The organism is Lachnoclostridium sp. An196, from assembly GCF_002160135.1.
GTDB lineage: Bacteria > Bacillota > Clostridia > Lachnospirales > Lachnospiraceae > Hominiventricola > Hominiventricola avistercoris.
This window is the reverse complement of sequence record NZ_NFJZ01000010.1, coordinates 69665-85717: the sequence shown is the minus strand read 5'-3', so window position 1 is coordinate 85717 and position 16053 is coordinate 69665. Positions and strand designations below refer to the sequence as shown.

Here is a 16053-nt window from a genome sequence, read left to right as displayed (position 1 = left end):
GGATATGGACCGATATATGAGAAACCTGCTGAGCAGGAAAATATCCTTTGGAAAACAGGAGACCAGGGTATCGGAATGGCTGTTTCTGGCGGCGCTCACGATGCTGGCCGTGGCGCTGCGTATTTCCGTGCGGTCTTTTGTGGCGGACGACTGGAGTGTCTACTGGAGCGCCTGGCTGGCGGAACTGGAAGCAGACGGATTTAAAGCGGTTGCGGGAAATTTTTATGATTATGCGCCTCCGGTCATGTATATTCTGTATCTGATCACATTGCTTCCTATCAATGCCATGACGGCTTTTAAAGGATTGTGCTGTCTGCTGGAGCTGATCGGGGCTGCGGTGATCGCGGGGATCGTGAAAGAGTGTACAGGAAGCGCGAAAAAGGCTCATTTGTCGTATGGGATTTTTCTTTTTCTCCCGACGGTGATCCTGAACGCGTCGGTCTGGTCCCAGTGCGATATTATTTATACTTTGCTGATTCTTTGCAGCGCATATTTCATGCTGAAGAACCGTACCTGGACCGGCATGTGGTTTTACGGCGCGGCTTTTGCGGTAAAACTGCAGACCTTGTTTATCTTTCCGCTGCTGGTGATTCTGTGGGTAAGAAAAAGGCTGGATCTGAAACACTTTATTACGATTCCGGTTATGTATCTGCTGGGAATCCTTCCGGCGTGGATAGCCGGAAGGCCGTTTATGGAACTGATCGGGATCTACGCGTTTCAGGGAAGCAAAGACCGCTGGTCGCTGTCTATTAAATTCCCGAATATCTATCAGATCATCGGAAACAATTATTTCCTGGATGAATATGTGGGAGCAGGCATGTACCTGATTCTGGGCATCCTGATGATGGTGATGTTTTATATGGCTTATCGGAAGGTACGTGTCACGAAGGAAATGGTAATCCTGATGGTCGTCTTTTTTGGAATCCTGACCACGTATTTTATTCCGCATATGCATGAACGGTATCTGTATGTGACGGATGCTTTCCTGCTGATCTATGTTCTGATCCGGGTGAAGCGCTTCCCATGGTTCGTTGCTTCGGCTTTTATCGGAGTGATGGGCTACGCGGAGTATTTATCCAAGAATCCGCCTGCCATATCCTACGGCGTGCTGGCATGGGCACAGCTGGCGCTTCTGGTGAGGATCGGACTGGACCTGTATCGTTATCTGCATAATCCGGAGTATGTGCTTCCGGCGGATGCGGAAGAGGAAAGGAGGATTCTGTGATGAATGTGGACGAGACGCTTCGGGGACTTCTGTTCAGAAAATTCCATATCGGCAAGCTGCGGTTTGATTTTCTGGAAGCGCTTCTGGCAGTATGCATCACGGCGGTAGGATATCTGATCCGCACTCCGTTCGAATATGGTCCTCCGCATTGGACATATCTGCTGGCAGAATGGTATCTGGCGCTGACGGCGGGAGTGCTGGTGTTCCGATATACCGGGAGCCGGAAACGGGCTCTGGGCACATATGCAATTTTGTTGATTCTTCCTACCGTGGTCGCGGAGGGGACGATCCTGCGCGGCAGCGCCTGCCTGGGAGCACTGCTCCTGGTCTGCGCGCTGCTGTTCTGGGAGAACGGACGTAAATGGCTGTTTACATTGACAGTGACAGTCCTGCTTTTATATTCAGTACGCTACGTGGGGATTCTGGCCGCGTGCGCGGTGTTCTGGCAGAAAGAAGAATTAAAGACGGAACAGCTGCTGCTCCTCCTGGCAGGGGGAGGGGCGCGTCTGGCGGCGGCATACCGCGCGTATCTGCATGCAGGATATACTTTGACTACATTTCACTGGCCGAACATATATGAAATTGTGGGGAGAGAATCCATACAGGGACAGCTGGTCGATCCGATCGCTCTGGTGGGACTCTTTCTTGCCGTGGGACTGACTTTTCTGACATTGTGGCTGTTCGGGATGGGAAAGTGGAAGACGGACCGCGCGTTTTTGATGCGTCTGTTATTGTTCTTCGGCCTTGCGGCGGTCTATTTTCTACCGTATATGGATCAGTCCAGCGGTTATCTGTTCTGTGTCCTGGGAGTGATATATTTTATGGTGGAACCGGGAGATTTTCTTGTGCCCGTGCTTTTGCAGATCGCAGCGTATGCAGGATATCAGGAGTGCTTTAACGGGGAATCTATGATGCCTATGGCAGTGTTTGCCGTGGCGCAGTTTTTGATTATCGCGTATCTGGGCATCCGCTTACTACAGGAGATGGGAGTGATCCGCATATGGAAGGAAAGAAACTTGTCTACCTGGACGGACTGAAAGGAATCGGTTGTTTGGTCGTTTTCCTGACGCATTTTGTTTTCGCCTTTTATTACGGCATGTATCATTTTCAGCCGGAGAGCTGCCATCTGCCGGGAGACTTGGATATAGCCATCGGCAAATCGTTTCTGAACCTTTTATTTAACGGAAATACCGCGGTACGTCTTTTCCTGGTGCTGAGCGGGTATCTTCTCTGCAGAAGCTATTTCCTCACCGGAGACCGGAGAAGGCTTCTTCAGAGCGCCGGAAAACGGTATCTTCGTCTGATGCCTTCCGTGCTGGCGGTAAACCTGATGATTTATATCTGTATGTGTCTGGGGCTGTATCAGAATGGCGCGGCGGCAGTGTTGGCAGGTTCCGAGGAATGGTTTCAGGGATTTAATGCATTCCCGCCTGATTTCCTGAAGATGCTGGGAGAATCTCTGTTCGGCTGTTTCCTGTTCGGGACGAATGATTACAACGGGGTGCTCTGGACACTTCAGATGCTGTTTTTAGGGGCCTATCTGGACTATGCGCTGGCCGCCCTGGTATCGGGAAAGAAATGGCGCTGGCCTGTCTATGCCGTGCTGGCGCTTCTGCTTCTGCGGACGGATTTTCTCGGAATCTATCTGGGATATGTACTCTGTGACTTTATGCATACGGACTGGAAGTGGAGAAAAAAGATCTGTGCCTGCCGGCCTCTGAACTGGGGGCTTCTGGTGACCGGGCTGTATTTTATGGCGTATCCTTCTGCCGGGTTCGGCTATGAAGGCACGATCTGGGGGATTCTGCCTTTTGTGTTCGTGAATTATTATCATGTGTTCGGCGTGCTTTGTTTTGTGTTTGCGGTACTGAATCTGGAAGCGCCCCAGAAGCTTTTTTCACTGGGCGTTTTCCGGTACCTGGGACGGATCTCTTACTCCCTGTATCTGGTGCATTTCCTGGTGATCGCCACTTTCGGGGCATGGTTTCTGCTCCGGATGGAAGGAATCCTGGGATATAATCTGGCGGCGTTTCTGGATCTGCTTCTGATCTTTGGCACTACAGTGGCGCTGTCGGAACTTTTGACCCGCTATGTGGAACCGCTGGGGAAGAAAGGGGAGGTGCTTGTTGGGCGCATCTTCGGAAAATCGTAGAAAACGTTTGGGCTGGCTGGATTTCGGAAAAGCCATGGGAATCCTGGTAGTTCTTTTGGTGCACGCGGAGTGCAGCCTCGGACCGGCCAGTTTCTATGGCGGCATGTTTTACATGCCGGTTTTCTTCGTGGCTGCCGGATATACGTATCGCCGCAAAGAGGAATCTTTCGGCGCTTTTGTAAAGAAGAAGGCTGTGCGGCTGCTTTTTCCTTATTTCGGGACGAGTCTCTTTTTGTGGGTATTTTTCTGGGTGAAAGATTCTTTGCTGACGGGGAATCCCACAGATCTGAATCTGCCGTCGATTTTCGGCATCCTGTATTCCCGCAATCAGATGTATGCGGCCTCTTATCCGGGGGAGAACCCGGTGCTGATGACGCTCCTGAACGCGCCGCTCTGGTTTCTGACGGCCATGTTTCTGACTTATGTGTGGTATGAGTGGATCAGAAGAAGGAAGAACATGCGCGTCTGGCTGGCGGCAGGGCTGACGGCATCGGTTGTGTGGCACTATGTTTCAGATCTTCTGCTGCCCTGGAGCCTGGAGGCCGTACCTTATTTTGCCTGTTTTTTTGCCGCGGGAGAATTGCTTCACAGGATAGACAGGATCACATATCTGACGGAAAAGGGGAACCGCTGGAAAGGACTGGCGCTGCTGATCTGCTTTGCGGCTCTCGCGAATCTGAACGGAAGCGTGAATCTGTCCATTGGAAATTATGGATTCAGCATGCTGTTTTATCTGGCAGTGGGGATAGCCGGGTCCATACTGGTCTTTCTGGCAGGAGCGTACCTGGAACGTTTCTGCCCGCCTGTAATGCGGCCGATAGAAACGGTAGGACGTCAGACGCTGGTGATCCTGTGTTTCCATATGTTTTTGTTTATGTTTATCCGAACCGGAGCTGGACTTTTGGGACTGCCCGAAGGAGTGACGCAGGCGCTTCTGGTGATCGGAAGCCTGGTGCCGCTGACTGCGGCGGGGGAAGTTCTGCCCTCAATATTCCGGCATATTAGCGGTTCGGTACGTCATGGTCAAAGTTCAAGTATATAATTGACTACCGCCTCCGAAGCATGCCCATCGTCATAATACCCCAGCCGTTCCATGAAGGGAGCGCGTGCCTCCTGATACTTCTCCTCAGAAAATTCCAGAATGTTGCGGATCATTTCTTCGTTGGAGAAGGCGAGCGGGATCGGCAGCTCTTCCAGCTGGAAATAATAGTCCTTGGTCCGCTTCATTTCTTCATAATCTTCCGCATAGAGGAAAGAAGGGCGTCCGAGCTGGATGTAGTCGAATCCGCAGGATGAGTAGTCGCTGATTACCGCGTCTCCGGCAGCGAGCAGTTCCTGGACATTGCTGTAGCGGGAGGCGTTGAGGATCCGTTCGTTATAGCGGATGTCAAAATCATCAGGATTCACGTTGGGATGAAGACGGACCAGCATGATCCAGTCGCCTCCGAAGCGTTGTCTGAAAGCCTGGAGACAACCTTCGAAATCCAGATGATAGACATTCAGCTTGCGGTTTTCCCTCCAGGTAGGGACATAGAGAACCAGCCTGACGTCTTCCGGAAGATGATAGAACCGGCGCACCTGCCTGCGGATTGTGGGGACATCCCGGAAATAGAGGTCGTTTTTGGGCAGCCCTTTTTCCAGAATAGGACCGTCGTACCAGAAGCATCTGCGGTAACATTCTGTGCACCAGCGGCAGTTGGAGATCATCAGGTCCATTTTTTCCGCGTCTTTTTTCGCGTATTCGATATATTCCGCAGACAGACTGTTTCCGGCGTCTTTTTCTATTTTTTTAAGTCCCGGACCGCCGTGCCAGACCTGGATATAAGTCTGGTTTTTCTTTTTCTTAAAATAATACAGTTTCCGCGTATTGTCGATCCAGACGGAAGCGGTGGACATATGATAGACGAACGCCGGGGTATTGGGGCGGACGAGGAAAAGCTGTCCGGGAAAAGCAGGATCCGGACGTTCGCTGACCCAGTAAAGCCGGTAAGGCAGCTTTTGCCGCAGGATCTCTTCCGCGATATAGCGGGGATTGTCTCCAAAACCGTTCCCGTTGAAATTACTGAGCACGATCTTGTCCTTCTGCACGGGGCAGAGCGAGAAAATCTGCCAGCAAAACCAGATGAGAGTTTTGTGCAGCGTCAGATATAATTTCAAAAGCCCGGGATATAAAGGAGAGTGTCTCAAAAATTCTATCATGGCCATTTACCTCGTAAATTCTGTTTATGCCGTTCTTTTGACCGGAACCGGCAAAAAAAGTGTATCATAAAAATAGCGCGTGGACAAGAGAGGATACCTTGACGGAGGGCAGGGAATCAGGTTATACTAACTTTCAACATGTCGGCGTATTCTTATGCCCCGGGAGGGAATAATGAAAGAACGAAATGAATCTTTGGATTGTCTGAAAGGGATCGCGATCCTGCTGGTCATGTTTGGCCATGTGCAGGTACACAATCAGATGACGGATCCGTATTTATATGATGTGATTAAATCTTTGCAGATGCCGCTGTTTTTCCTGATCAGCGGTTACCTGGCAGGTTCCGGGACAAAAATACAGAATCTCCGGCAGTATGCCGGACGAATGAAAAAAAGGGCAGTGTCTTATTTGCTGCCCTTTTTTGCGTGGCTGGCGCTGCAGCATTTGACGAATATTCCGGAGGCGCTGCGTACGGTATTGTTCCAGCTTGATTATGGACTGTGGTTTCTGATGGTGCTTTTTTTGTTTACATGGCTAGCATATACCGCACAGCTGGCGGAAGCGGAGACGGGAAGAGAAGCGGCGTTCTGGGCTGTGTGGCTGGCCGGCTGCGCCCTGGTTCTGGCGGTATACCTGACGGGTGTTACATTTTTAAGCCCGTCGATCCTGGTAACGTATCTTCCTTATTATATGGCGGCGTACGCGGCAGGAAGACATCCGGAGATCCTGGGACGGGTACCGGTGAGACAGCAAAGAGTGTACGCGTATACGGGAGGAGTGATTTTTCTGGGCATGGCGGTATGCCTGGATCTGGTGACAGTAACAGGAGCCGTGATGCTGGGAGTCCAGACACTGGCGTCGTTTCTGGGATGTCTGGCCGTGATACGGCTGGCGGAGGACTGGAGATCCGGCAGAATCAAAAGAGGGCTTGCGTGGCTTGGAAAATATACGTTGGAGATCTATGTGATACATTATCATTTCGCAGCGGCACTGAAGCCGGAAGGATACAGTTTTACTTTCTGGAGCGGAGAGGGGATTCTCTACAGCGCGGCCGCGTTTGTATTTATGAGCGCGGTTACAGCTGCGCTGGTTTATGTGATCGGAAAGATTCCGCCGCTTAAATTCCTTCTGTTTGGGAAGAAATGACAGGTTAATAATTGAAATGGAAAGGTACATATGATACACTGTTTCCAGTAAAAAAGCAAGGAGAGAAGAGAAGATGATAAATAAACTGATCAGAAAAATCCAGAAAACGGGAGCCCCGATTGTGGTCGGCCTGGATCCTATGCTGAATTATGTGCCGGAGCATATTCAGAAAAAGGCATTCGCGGAATTTGGAGAGACTTTAGAGGGCGCTGCCGAGGCTATCTGGCAGTTCAATAAAGAGATCGTGGACAAGACTTTCGATCTGATTCCGGCGGTGAAACCGCAGATTGCCATGTATGAACAGTTTGGCATAGAAGGCCTGAAGGCATACAAGAAAACGGTTGACTACTGCAAATCCAAGGATCTGGTAGTCATCGGCGATATCAAGCGGGGAGATATCGGGTCGACTTCTGCCGCTTATGCAGCTGGTCATCTGGGCCATGTGAAAGTGGGAAGCCATATGTACGCAGGCTTCGACGAGGACTTTGCCACGGTCAACCCGTATCTGGGCTCGGATGGAGTCAAACCGTTTATCGATGTCTGCAGGGAAGAGAAGAAAGGCCTGTTTATTCTGGTCAAGACCTCTAATCCGTCCAGCGGAGAATTTCAGGATCAGCTTATCGACGGCAAACCTCTGTATGAGCTGGTAGGAGAGAAAGTAGCCGAATGGGGCGCTGACCATATGGGCGACGGTTACAGTTATATCGGAGCGGTAGTCGGAGCTACTTACCCGGAACAGGGCGAAAAGCTCAGAAAAGTGATGCCGAAGTCATTCATTCTGGTGCCTGGATACGGCGCACAGGGAGGACAGGGCAAAGATCTGGTACATTTCTTTAATGAAGATGGACTGGGAGCGATTGTAAATTCCTCCAGAGGTATTATTGCGGCTTATAAACAGGAAGCTTACGCTAAATTCGGACCGGAAAACTTCGCAGATGCGTCCCGTGCGGCGGTGGAAGCGATGATCGCTGACATCAGAGGCGCGCTGGAAGCGGCAAAATAGGAGGATAACCTTGAAAAGCAGAGAATATGCAAAGGTAATCGGACAGGAAAAGATTGCTCCGGATATCTACAGTCTCCGGATCGAGGCTCCGCAGATCGTGGCGGAGGCGAAGGCGGGCCAGTTCCTGTCTCTGTACAGCGCGGATAAGAGCCGGATGCTTCCCAGACCGATCAGCATCTGTGAGATTGATCCGGACCAGGGATATATCCGTCTGGTATACCGGGTGGTGGGAGCCGGTACGGAGGAATTTTCCGGACTGTGTGAAGGCGACCGGATTCAGGTCCTGGGACCGTTGGGAAATGGTTTCCCGCTGAAAGAGGGAAAAGCATTTTTGATCGGAGGAGGAATCGGAATTCCGCCCATGGTGCAGACGGCGAAAGAATTGTCTGTTATAGAAGATAACTCTTCGATTCAGATTATTGCCGGATACCGCAGCGAGCAGTTCCTGACGGAAGAACTGGAAAACTATGGGAAACTGTATATTGCCACCGAAGACGGATGCGCGGGGACGAAAGGAACTGTCCTGGACGCGATCCGGGAGCATGCGCTGGAAGCGGACGTGATCTATGCCTGCGGCCCGAAGCCTATGCTTCGCGCGGTCAAAGATTACGCGGAGAAAAAAGGAATCGAGTGCTGGATTTCCATGGAGGAACGCATGGCCTGCGGGATCGGGGCATGCCTGGCCTGTACCTGCCAGTCTTCAGAGGTGGATGGCCATACTCATGTGAAAAACAAACGGGTCTGCAAAGACGGACCGGTATTCCTGAGCACGGAGGTGGAACTGTGAAAAATACAAAGGTGACGCTTGCAGGAGTGGAGCTTAAGAATCCGGTCATGACCGCGTCCGGAACTTTTGGATCCGGCGCGGAATACAGCGAATTTTATGACTTAAGCGCGCTGGGAGCGGTGGTGACCAAGGGAGTAGCGAACGTGCCCTGGCCGGGCAATCCCACGCCCAGGATCGCGGAGACCGCCAGCGGCATGCTCAATGCCATCGGACTTCAGAATCCGGGAATCGATGTGTTTGTACAGAGGGATATTCCGTATCTGAGGAAATTTGATACGAAGATTGTCGTAAATGTCTGCGGAAAAACGGTAGAGGATTACTGCCGGGTTGTGGAACGTCTGGCGCCGGAACCGGTGGATCTGATGGAGATCAATGTGTCCTGCCCCAATGTGAAGGAAGGCGGCATTGCGTTCGGGCAGGATCCTCATGCGCTGGAAGAGATTACAAAAGAAGTGAAAAAACACGCAAAGCAGCCGATTATCATGAAGCTGAGCCCTAATGTGACCGATATTGCGGAGATGGCGCGCGCGGCGGAAGCAGGAGGAGCGGATGCGCTTTCCCTGATCAATACGCTGACGGGAATGAAAATTGACATCTATAAGAAGTCGTTTGCTCTCGCAAACCGTACTGGGGGATTGTCAGGTCCGGCTATCAAACCGGTGGCAGTGCGTATGGTGTATCAGACAGCACAGGCAGTAAAGCTGCCCGTTATCGGGATGGGCGGAATCTGTACTGCCGAAGATGCGCTGGAATTTATTCTGGCAGGGGCTACGGCTGTGTCTGTGGGCACGGCAAATTTTGCGGATCCTTACGCCGCAAAAGATGTGGCAGAAGGAATTGAACGATATATGGATCAGCAAGGCGTGGAAGATATCCGGGAACTGATCGGAGCGGTCAGATAGAAGGAGAAATATATGGGAAAGAAGATCCAGGAGTATTTTCTCTACTTTATGTGTTATTCGGTGATCGGGTGGTGCTATGAAGTATTTCTGGAAGTTGCGGTGTATCGGTGGGGGTTTTCTAATCGGGGCGTGCTTTTCGGCCCGTATTGCACGATTTACGGATTCGGAGCGCTGCTGCTGATTTTTTCACTGAAAGGTCTGAAGAGAAAAAAGTTTTATTTGGGAAAGATACCGGTCACGCCGTTTCTGGTATTTGGCGGAATCGTATTGATCACCACCGTTGTGGAGCTGGCCGCCAGTTATCTTATGGAATGGCTGTACGGAAGCTGGATGTGGGACTATACCCGGTTTGCCTGGAATTTTGACGGAAGAATCGCGCTGAATCCCAGTATTCGTTTTGGAATCGGAGGGATGGTGTTTTTGTATCTGCTGCAGCCGGTGCTGGAAGCGGCCGCAGATCGAATGCCGCCGTCTGTCCGGAAGGCGGCAGCTTTTATTCTGGCAGCTGTTCTGCTTGCGGATATGGTTTATACATTTATTTTCCGCTAAATTGAAAATGTTGTATGTATATGTTAGTATAAAAAAGTAAAGATTTAAAAGGCATCAGCCGGCAGATATGGAGGATTACAGATATGGAACAGTACAAGCAGGAATTTATCGAATTTATGGTGGAATCCGACGTGTTGAAGTTTGGGGATTTTACATTAAAAAGCGGCAGAAAATCGCCGTTTTTCATGAATGCAGGAGCTTATGTGACAGGTTCTCAGCTGCATAAGCTGGGTCAGTATTATGCAAAGGCGATCCATGCCCGTTACGGGGATGATTTCGACGTACTGTTCGGACCGGCATACAAAGGGATTCCGCTGGCGGTGGTAACGGCTATTGCGTACAGCGAACTGTATGGAAAAGAGATCCGCTATTGTTCCGACCGCAAGGAAGAGAAAGACCATGGCGCAGATAAAGGGAGTTTTCTGGGCAGCCCGCTGAAAGACGGGGATCGTGTGATCATGATTGAAGACGTGACTACATCCGGCAAATCCATGGAGGAGACGGTCCCGAAAGTGAGGGGAGCGGCGGATGTAACAATTGTAGGACTTATGGTATCTCTGGATCGTATGGAAGTGGGCAAAGGAGGCAGCAAATGCGCCCTGGAAGAAGTCAAAGATCTTTATGGATTTGAGACCAGCGCCATCGTAACTATGGCAGAAGTAGTAGATTGCCTTTATAATCATCCGTGTAAAGGAAGAATCGTTATCGACGATGTATTAAAGGCGTCCATCGATGCATATTATAAACAGTATGGAGCGAAATAGGAGGGAATCATATGGACAGTGAAAAGACCTATAAGCTGATGGGAGGCATAGGAGCAGGGGATATTGTGCTGGGAATTGTGGTATTAGTCACCGGTATCACGGCCGGTGTGATGATGATTGTGAACGGGGCCCGCCTGCTGAAGGGGAAGACAGATCTGATGTTTTAGAAAATTGAGGAGTTATCAGTGAGAGAAGCGACAAAAAAGCGTGTCCGGCTCTTGAGCCGTATTTTCTTCGGCTTTTATATCCTGCTGCTGATCTACTTTATGTTTTTTTCTGAAGAGTGGGGAAGAAATTTTATGGGAGGAGAATACCAGTATAATTTACTTCCCTTTCGCGAGATCAGGCGTTATCTTCAGCATTACCGGCAGATTGGCGGCTGGCTTGTCCTTCTGAATCTGGCAGGCAATATCTTTGCGTTTGTGCCGTTTGGCGCGCTGCTTCCAGTCCTTCCAAGAAGAAAAGTGGGATTTTGGAAGACGGTGCTTCTGAGTCTGGATCTCAGCCTGTGTATTGAAGTTTCCCAGCTCATTCTGCGGGCGGGGAGCTGCGATGTGGACGATATCATCCTGAATACTCTGGGCGGCTGTGCGGGATATGGGCTTTATATGCTGGCAGTCTGGATAAAGGAGAAAAAAGTTGAAAAAAAGGTATAAGTTTACAGATAAAAACCAGTCAAAAAACGGAATCCTCTCTGTCTGCCTGGGGGCAGCAGCGCTGTTCCTGACAGGGGGGATTTTCGCTGCCGCTTATCTGAAAAGCGGACAGGCTGGGAAAACGGTGGCAGTGCTGGGGTTCCTGGCGCTGCTTTTGTCGGTTGGGGGACTGTATTATGGCAGTCTCGGACTGAAGGAAGAAGATGTATACCGATTGTTTCCGTATCTGGGTCTTGTGATTAACGGCGCGGTTCTGGCGGTATATGTGTTGATTTATGTGCTTGGATGGTGACAGTAAGGTGGAAAACTTGAAAAATGACAGAGTGCTGCTGCAGGAACGATGGGAGCTGGCAGTGACCAGAATCCGGCAGATCGCGGAATCCCCGGAGGTTTCCGGAGAATTTGGGGAGTATTTCAGATCTGCGGCGAACTTCCTGCTGCTGATGCTGGAGGCATGGGAAAAAGCAGGCAGAAGATGGATGGAGAGCGCTTCGCTGGAAGAGCTGGAAACGTGGAATCTCCGGCTGTATGAGGATCTGCTCGGTGAGAATTATAAGAAAAGTTATGCGAATCCTGCTTTTGCCGCAGAGAAGCTGGGGTCCGGCTATGGGAAGATTTTCTCTTTTGTGAGCGCGGAGCTGAGAGGGATGATTGTCTATGCTTATGAGCAGCGGACAGAAGAAATGTTGATCTGTATGGAATTATTCCTGCAGCTTCATGCGGAGTTTGAGGGGAGTGAGATCCCGGAGGCGGACCGCCTGAGAGATGACGTCTACTGGTTTGTCAGCGATTACAGTGAAATCACTGTGGCCGGCAGAGTGCGGGAGCAGATTGATCCGGAGCTTTCCTTCGCCCGCGATATTATCATGGAGTCAGATCTTTCGGATCCGCGGTACCTGTACCGTTTTGGAGAATATATCTCGGATACGGAGCGGAAGATGAGCAAGTTCCTGGCCGGCCTCCCTCAGGAGGAGATTGACAGGATTGCTTCTGTCTTTACAGAAGGATACCGGCTGGGATTTCTGGCGGCAGGTAAGCCGCTTAACAAAAAGAAGACCGTAAATATTCGCTACAGCGTGGGATTTGAGAGAATTATCCGCCAGGCAGTGAAAAATTTCAGGGATATGGGGCTTGAGAGCATTATTTACCGGGCTGCGGTAAGCCGCGTGAATATGCGGGAGGCAAATAAGATCGGATATTACAGTTCTTCTCCGAACAGGCAGTATGACTATGATCACAAAGGAGACGCGGCCCTTTTCCTGGATAAGGCGTTTGCAGAGCGGAAGCTTGGCGTGCTCCGGACGGCATACGAGAGGCAGAAAGAACTGGCAGCGGTCCACGGCGGGCCGGCTGTGATGGAAATCTTCGGGGAAACTCCTTTTGAGCCGGAAACGTGTCCGGCAGCGTGGAAACTAAATGATAAGCAGCAGGCGGTACAGGTATACCTGAACAGCCGGATGGGCCAGATCGTTAATGAATATATAAAGGGAGACGAACGAAGCTTTACCATCATTGCTTTTCCGGTTCCGGATATCGGCAGCCGGTTTGAAGAGATTTTCAGGGAGACTGTGAAGATCAATACGCTGGATTATCAGGTCTATCAGGAGATACAACAGAAGCTGATCGACGCGCTGGACCGGGGAACTTCCGTCCATATTCTGGGAAAAGGAAAGAACCGGACGGATCTTACGGTGGCGCTCTGGCCGCTGAGGGATCCTGACACAGAGACGCGCTTTGAAAACTGCGTGGCGGATGTGAACATTCCTGTAGGGGAGGTATTTACGTCTCCGAGACTGGCAGGGACAGACGGAACACTCCATGTGACGGGAGTTTATCTCAACGGATTATTTTACCGGGATCTGTGTATTACGTTCCGGGACGGTATGGTGCGGGACTACAGCTGCCGGAATTATGAAGCTGAGGAAGAGAACCGCAGATATATCCGGGAAAACGTGCTGTATCATCATGACTCGCTGCCCCTTGGAGAATTTGCGGTGGGAACGAATACGACTGCCTACGTGATGGCCAGGAAATATAATATCGAGGCAAAACTGCCGATTCTGATCGCGGAAAAGATGGGGCCTCATTTCGCGGTAGGAGACACCTGCTATTCCTGGGAAGAAGATGTGGTTACGTGTAATCCGGACGGAAAGAAAATCATTGCCAAGGAAAATGAGTGTTCGGCGCTGAGGGGAGAAGATGTGGAACAGGCTTATTTTAACTGTCACACTGATATTACGATTCCTTACGACGAGATACAGGAGATCGCAGTTGTTCATGAGGATGGAAGCCGGACACAGCTGATCTGCGACGGCAGATTTGTTTTGCCGGGGACAGAGGAATTGAATAAGCCTTTTGCTTGACAAGGGCTGAAAGGACCTGTAATATAATTTATAAGAAATTATAAATTGATATACGCCACTTATTAATTTGACTTATAAAAAACCTCAGGGATATTTATAAGCATACGGCAGAAAAGGAGATTGGATATGGCAAAAGTAGGAATTGTCATGGGCAGTGATTCAGATATGCCCGTAATGAGCAAAGCAGCGGAAGTGCTGGAGAAACTGGGAATTGATTTTGAGATGACAATCATTTCCGCCCACCGGGAACCGGATACTTTTTTTAAGTATGCAAAGGGCGCGGAAGAGAAAGGCTTCAAAGTAATCATTGCGGGCGCCGGAAAAGCGGCTCATCTTCCGGGTATGTGCGCGGCGATTTTTCCCATGCCGGTGATTGGCGTTCCCATGAAGACCTCTGATCTGGGAGGCGTGGATTCTCTGTATTCTATTGTACAGATGCCGACAGGGATTCCGGTAGCGACAGTGGCAATAGGCGGCGGAGCGAACGCGGGGATCCTTGCGGCGAAGATCCTTGCCACATCAGATCCGGAACTGCTGGAGCGGCTGAAAGCGTACTCTGAAGAGATGAAGCGGGATGTGGAGGCGAAAGCAGAGAAGCTGGACGAACTGGGATACCGTGAATATATGAACCGCATGAAATAGGAGGAACTAGGGATGGATTATAAGAATGCAGGCGTGGACATTGAGGCCGGTTATAAATCTGTGGAACTGATGAAGAAACATGTGCAGGCAACCATGAGGCCGGAAGTGCTGGGCGGCATCGGTGGTTTTTCAGGCGCATTTTCCATGAGCGCGTTTAAAAACATGGAGAAGCCCACGCTGGTATCCGGAACGGACGGAGTCGGTACAAAATTGAAACTGGCGTTTCTTATGGACAAGCACGATACCGTGGGCATCGACTGCGTGGCCATGTGCGTGAACGATATTGCCTGCGCGGGCGGAGAACCTCTGTTTTTCCTGGATTACATCGCGTGCGGAAAAAATTATCCGGAGAAAATCGCTACGATTGTCAGCGGCGTGGCGGAGGGCTGCAAACAGGCGGGCGCCGCTCTGATCGGAGGGGAAACGGCAGAGATGCCGGGATTCTATCCGGAGGATGAATATGACCTTGCCGGCTTCGCAGTGGGCGTAGTTGATGAGAAGGATCTGATTACGGGAGCGGATATCCAGGCCGGGGACACCCTGATCGGGATCGCTTCTTCGGGAGTGCACAGCAACGGTTTTTCCCTGGTGCGGAAAGTATTTCCCATGACCAGAGAATCTTTAAACAGATACCATGAAGAACTGGGATGTACACTGGGCGAGGCTTTGATCGTTCCCACCAAGATCTATGTAAAAGCGTTAAAGAGCATCAAAGATGCGGGCGTGAAGATCAAAGGGTGCAGCCATATTACCGGCGGCGGCTTTTATGAAAATATTCCGAGAATGCTTCCCGACGGCGCGCGCGCGGTAGTGAAAAAAGACAGTTATCCGGTGCTTCCGATCTTCCGCATGCTCCAGAGAGAAGGAGATATCGCGGAAGAGATGATGTACAATACGTATAACATGGGACTGGGCATGGTGCTGGCAGTAGATCCGGCAGACGCAGAGAAGACGATGGAGGCAGTCCGCGCGGCGGGAGAAACACCTTATGTGGTGGGAACCGTGGAAGCCGGAGAGAAAGGTGTGACTTTATGTTAAAACTGGCAGTCCTGGTGTCCGGCGGCGGGACGAACCTGCAGGCTATCATAGATTCTATCGCGGACGGAAGGATTGCGGGAGCCCGTATAGCGACGGTGATCAGCAACAACAAAAAGGCTTACGCGCTGGAAAGGGCTGCGAAAGCGGGGATCCCCGCAAAATGCGTCAGCCCTAAGGACTATGAGAGTCGGGAGGCCTTTAATGACGCGCTTCTGGAAGCGATTGAAGAGTCCCAGGCAGACCTTGTCGTACTGGCGGGATGTCTGGTGGTGATCCCGGAGAAGATTGTAGAGCGGTATGAGAACCGGATCATCAATATTCATCCTTCTCTGATCCCGTCTTTCTGCGGAAAGGACTTTTACGGGCTGAAGGTACATGAGGGCGCTCTGGCGCGGGGGGTGAAAGTGACCGGGGCAACGGTACATTTTGTGGATAAAGGAACGGATACAGGTCCGATCATCCTCCAAAAGGCCGTGGAGGTACAGGATGGGGATACTCCTGAGATACTGCAGCGCCGTGTGATGGAAGAAGCGGAGTGGGTGATCCTGCCCCGGGCCATCGACCTGATCGCTAATGGGAAGATAACGGTAACGGATGGAAAAGTGACAAAAAAGTCATAAAGAAGCGGG

Annotated in this window: 18 protein-coding genes; 17 read left to right on the top strand and 1 reads right to left on the bottom strand. The window is 50.8% G+C overall.

Features of this window, described 5'->3' with window-relative positions; all coding sequences use genetic code 11:
• Window positions 1–4: 4 nt before the first annotated feature.
• Genes B5F29_RS12205 through B5F29_RS12190 form a run of 4 tightly spaced genes read left to right on the top strand, consistent with a single transcriptional unit; the run spans window position 5 to window position 4419 of the window.
• Window positions 5–1225 carry a hypothetical protein gene (locus B5F29_RS12205; protein WP_087154906.1) on the top strand — a complete coding sequence of 407 codons (1221 nt, stop codon included), beginning with the start codon at window positions 5–7 and terminating at the stop codon, window positions 1223–1225.
• Window positions 1225–2262: a hypothetical protein gene (locus B5F29_RS12200; RefSeq protein ID WP_087154905.1), complete on the top strand. Its 1038-nt coding sequence runs from the start codon at window positions 1225–1227 to the stop codon at window positions 2260–2262. Before B5F29_RS12205 ends, B5F29_RS12200 begins: the two co-directional genes overlap by 1 nt.
• Window positions 2226–3377: an acyltransferase family protein gene (locus B5F29_RS12195; RefSeq protein ID WP_087154904.1), complete on the top strand. Its 1152-nt coding sequence runs from the start codon at window positions 2226–2228 to the stop codon at window positions 3375–3377. Before B5F29_RS12200 ends, B5F29_RS12195 begins: the two co-directional genes overlap by 37 nt.
• The gene (locus B5F29_RS12190; RefSeq protein WP_162608422.1) at window positions 3352–4419 is read left to right on the top strand and encodes an acyltransferase family protein; all 1068 of its coding nucleotides are present in this window, start codon (window positions 3352–3354) and stop codon (window positions 4417–4419) included. Before B5F29_RS12195 ends, B5F29_RS12190 begins: the two co-directional genes overlap by 26 nt.
• Here B5F29_RS12190 and B5F29_RS12185 read toward each other — a convergent pair.
• A complete protein-coding gene (locus B5F29_RS12185) occupies window positions 4401–5576 on the bottom strand; it encodes a CDP-glycerol glycerophosphotransferase family protein (RefSeq protein WP_162608421.1) in 1176 nt (391 codons plus the stop codon). The two genes, B5F29_RS12190 and B5F29_RS12185, sit on opposite strands and share 19 nt — an antisense overlap.
• 172 nt (window positions 5577–5748) lie before the next feature.
• Here B5F29_RS12185 and B5F29_RS12180 point away from each other — a divergent pair, with 172 nt between their 5' ends.
• The 13 genes from B5F29_RS12180 (at window position 5749) to purN (ending at window position 16044) form a co-directional block, all read left to right on the top strand.
• Entirely contained in the window at window positions 5749–6720 is a 972-nt protein-coding gene (locus tag B5F29_RS12180) for an acyltransferase family protein (protein WP_162608420.1), read from the top strand.
• A gap of 73 nt (window positions 6721–6793) precedes the next feature.
• On the top strand, window positions 6794–7723 hold the full coding sequence (pyrF, locus tag B5F29_RS12175; RefSeq protein ID WP_087154900.1) for an orotidine-5'-phosphate decarboxylase: 930 nt from the start codon (window positions 6794–6796) through the stop codon (window positions 7721–7723).
• Window positions 7724–7727: 4 nt separating this feature from the next.
• Window positions 7728–8510 (top strand): dihydroorotate dehydrogenase electron transfer subunit, encoded by a 783-nt coding sequence (locus B5F29_RS12170; RefSeq protein WP_087154899.1) that lies wholly within the window; start codon window positions 7728–7730, stop codon window positions 8508–8510.
• Window positions 8507–9412 carry a dihydroorotate dehydrogenase gene (locus B5F29_RS12165; protein WP_087154898.1) on the top strand — a complete coding sequence of 302 codons (906 nt, stop codon included), beginning with the start codon at window positions 8507–8509 and terminating at the stop codon, window positions 9410–9412. The genes B5F29_RS12170 and B5F29_RS12165 overlap by 4 nt, the downstream gene beginning before the upstream one ends.
• Window positions 9413–9424: 12 nt before the next feature.
• A complete protein-coding gene (locus tag B5F29_RS12160; protein WP_087154897.1) occupies window positions 9425–9961 on the top strand; it encodes a putative ABC transporter permease in 537 nt (178 codons plus the stop codon).
• An 83-nt stretch (window positions 9962–10044) separates the two neighbouring features.
• Window positions 10045–10725, top strand: a complete 681-nt coding sequence (gene pyrE / locus B5F29_RS12155; protein ID WP_087154896.1) for an orotate phosphoribosyltransferase — start codon at window positions 10045–10047, stop codon at window positions 10723–10725.
• A gap of 11 nt (window positions 10726–10736) precedes the next feature.
• Window positions 10737–10892 carry a hypothetical protein gene (locus tag B5F29_RS16575; RefSeq protein ID WP_164488381.1) on the top strand — a complete coding sequence of 52 codons (156 nt, stop codon included), beginning with the start codon at window positions 10737–10739 and terminating at the stop codon, window positions 10890–10892.
• 18 nt (window positions 10893–10910) lie between these two features.
• Window positions 10911–11381, top strand: coding sequence for a VanZ family protein (locus tag B5F29_RS12150; protein ID WP_242955657.1), 471 nt, complete (start codon window positions 10911–10913; stop codon window positions 11379–11381).
• Entirely contained in the window at window positions 11365–11673 is a 309-nt protein-coding gene (locus B5F29_RS12145) for a DUF6142 family protein (protein ID WP_087154895.1), read from the top strand. The genes B5F29_RS12150 and B5F29_RS12145 overlap by 17 nt, the downstream gene beginning before the upstream one ends.
• On the top strand, window positions 11657–13744 hold the full coding sequence (locus tag B5F29_RS12140; protein ID WP_206414211.1) for an aminopeptidase: 2088 nt from the start codon (window positions 11657–11659) through the stop codon (window positions 13742–13744). Before B5F29_RS12145 ends, B5F29_RS12140 begins: the two co-directional genes overlap by 17 nt.
• Window positions 13745–13870: 126 nt before the next feature.
• Window positions 13871–14386: a 5-(carboxyamino)imidazole ribonucleotide mutase gene (purE, locus tag B5F29_RS12135; RefSeq protein ID WP_087154894.1), complete on the top strand. Its 516-nt coding sequence runs from the start codon at window positions 13871–13873 to the stop codon at window positions 14384–14386.
• Window positions 14387–14398: 12 nt separating this feature from the next.
• Window positions 14399–15424, top strand: a complete 1026-nt coding sequence (gene purM / locus B5F29_RS12130) for a phosphoribosylformylglycinamidine cyclo-ligase (protein ID WP_087154893.1) — start codon at window positions 14399–14401, stop codon at window positions 15422–15424.
• Entirely contained in the window at window positions 15418–16044 is a 627-nt protein-coding gene (gene purN, locus B5F29_RS12125) for a phosphoribosylglycinamide formyltransferase (protein WP_087154892.1), read from the top strand. Before purM ends, purN begins: the two co-directional genes overlap by 7 nt.
• Window positions 16045–16053: the final 9 nt, after the last annotated feature.

What these genes read in the sequence shown, in the direction of transcription:
- B5F29_RS12205 (WP_087154906.1), top strand. Translation starts at nt 5, where the DNA reads ATGGACCGATATATGAGAAACCTGCTGAGCAGGAAAATATCCTTTGGA.
- B5F29_RS12200 (WP_087154905.1), top strand. Translation starts at nt 1,225, where the DNA reads ATGAATGTGGACGAGACGCTTCGGGGACTTCTGTTCAGAAAATTCCAT.
- B5F29_RS12195 (WP_087154904.1), top strand. Translation starts at nt 2,226, where the DNA reads ATGGAAGGAAAGAAACTTGTCTACCTGGACGGACTGAAAGGAATCGGT.
- B5F29_RS12185 (WP_162608421.1), bottom strand. Translation starts at nt 5,576, where the DNA reads ATGATAGAATTTTTGAGACACTCTCCTTTATATCCCGGGCTTTTGAAA.
- B5F29_RS12180 (WP_162608420.1), top strand. Translation starts at nt 5,749, where the DNA reads ATGAAAGAACGAAATGAATCTTTGGATTGTCTGAAAGGGATCGCGATC.
- pyrF (WP_087154900.1), top strand. Translation starts at nt 6,794, where the DNA reads ATGATAAATAAACTGATCAGAAAAATCCAGAAAACGGGAGCCCCGATT.
- B5F29_RS12160 (WP_087154897.1), top strand. Translation starts at nt 9,425, where the DNA reads ATGGGAAAGAAGATCCAGGAGTATTTTCTCTACTTTATGTGTTATTCG.
- pyrE (WP_087154896.1), top strand. Translation starts at nt 10,045, where the DNA reads ATGGAACAGTACAAGCAGGAATTTATCGAATTTATGGTGGAATCCGAC.
- B5F29_RS16575 (WP_164488381.1), top strand. Translation starts at nt 10,737, where the DNA reads ATGGACAGTGAAAAGACCTATAAGCTGATGGGAGGCATAGGAGCAGGG.
- B5F29_RS12140 (WP_206414211.1), top strand. Translation starts at nt 11,657, where the DNA reads ATGTGCTTGGATGGTGACAGTAAGGTGGAAAACTTGAAAAATGACAGA.
- purE (WP_087154894.1), top strand. Translation starts at nt 13,871, where the DNA reads ATGGCAAAAGTAGGAATTGTCATGGGCAGTGATTCAGATATGCCCGTA.
- purM (WP_087154893.1), top strand. Translation starts at nt 14,399, where the DNA reads ATGGATTATAAGAATGCAGGCGTGGACATTGAGGCCGGTTATAAATCT.
- purN (WP_087154892.1), top strand. Translation starts at nt 15,418, where the DNA reads ATGTTAAAACTGGCAGTCCTGGTGTCCGGCGGCGGGACGAACCTGCAG.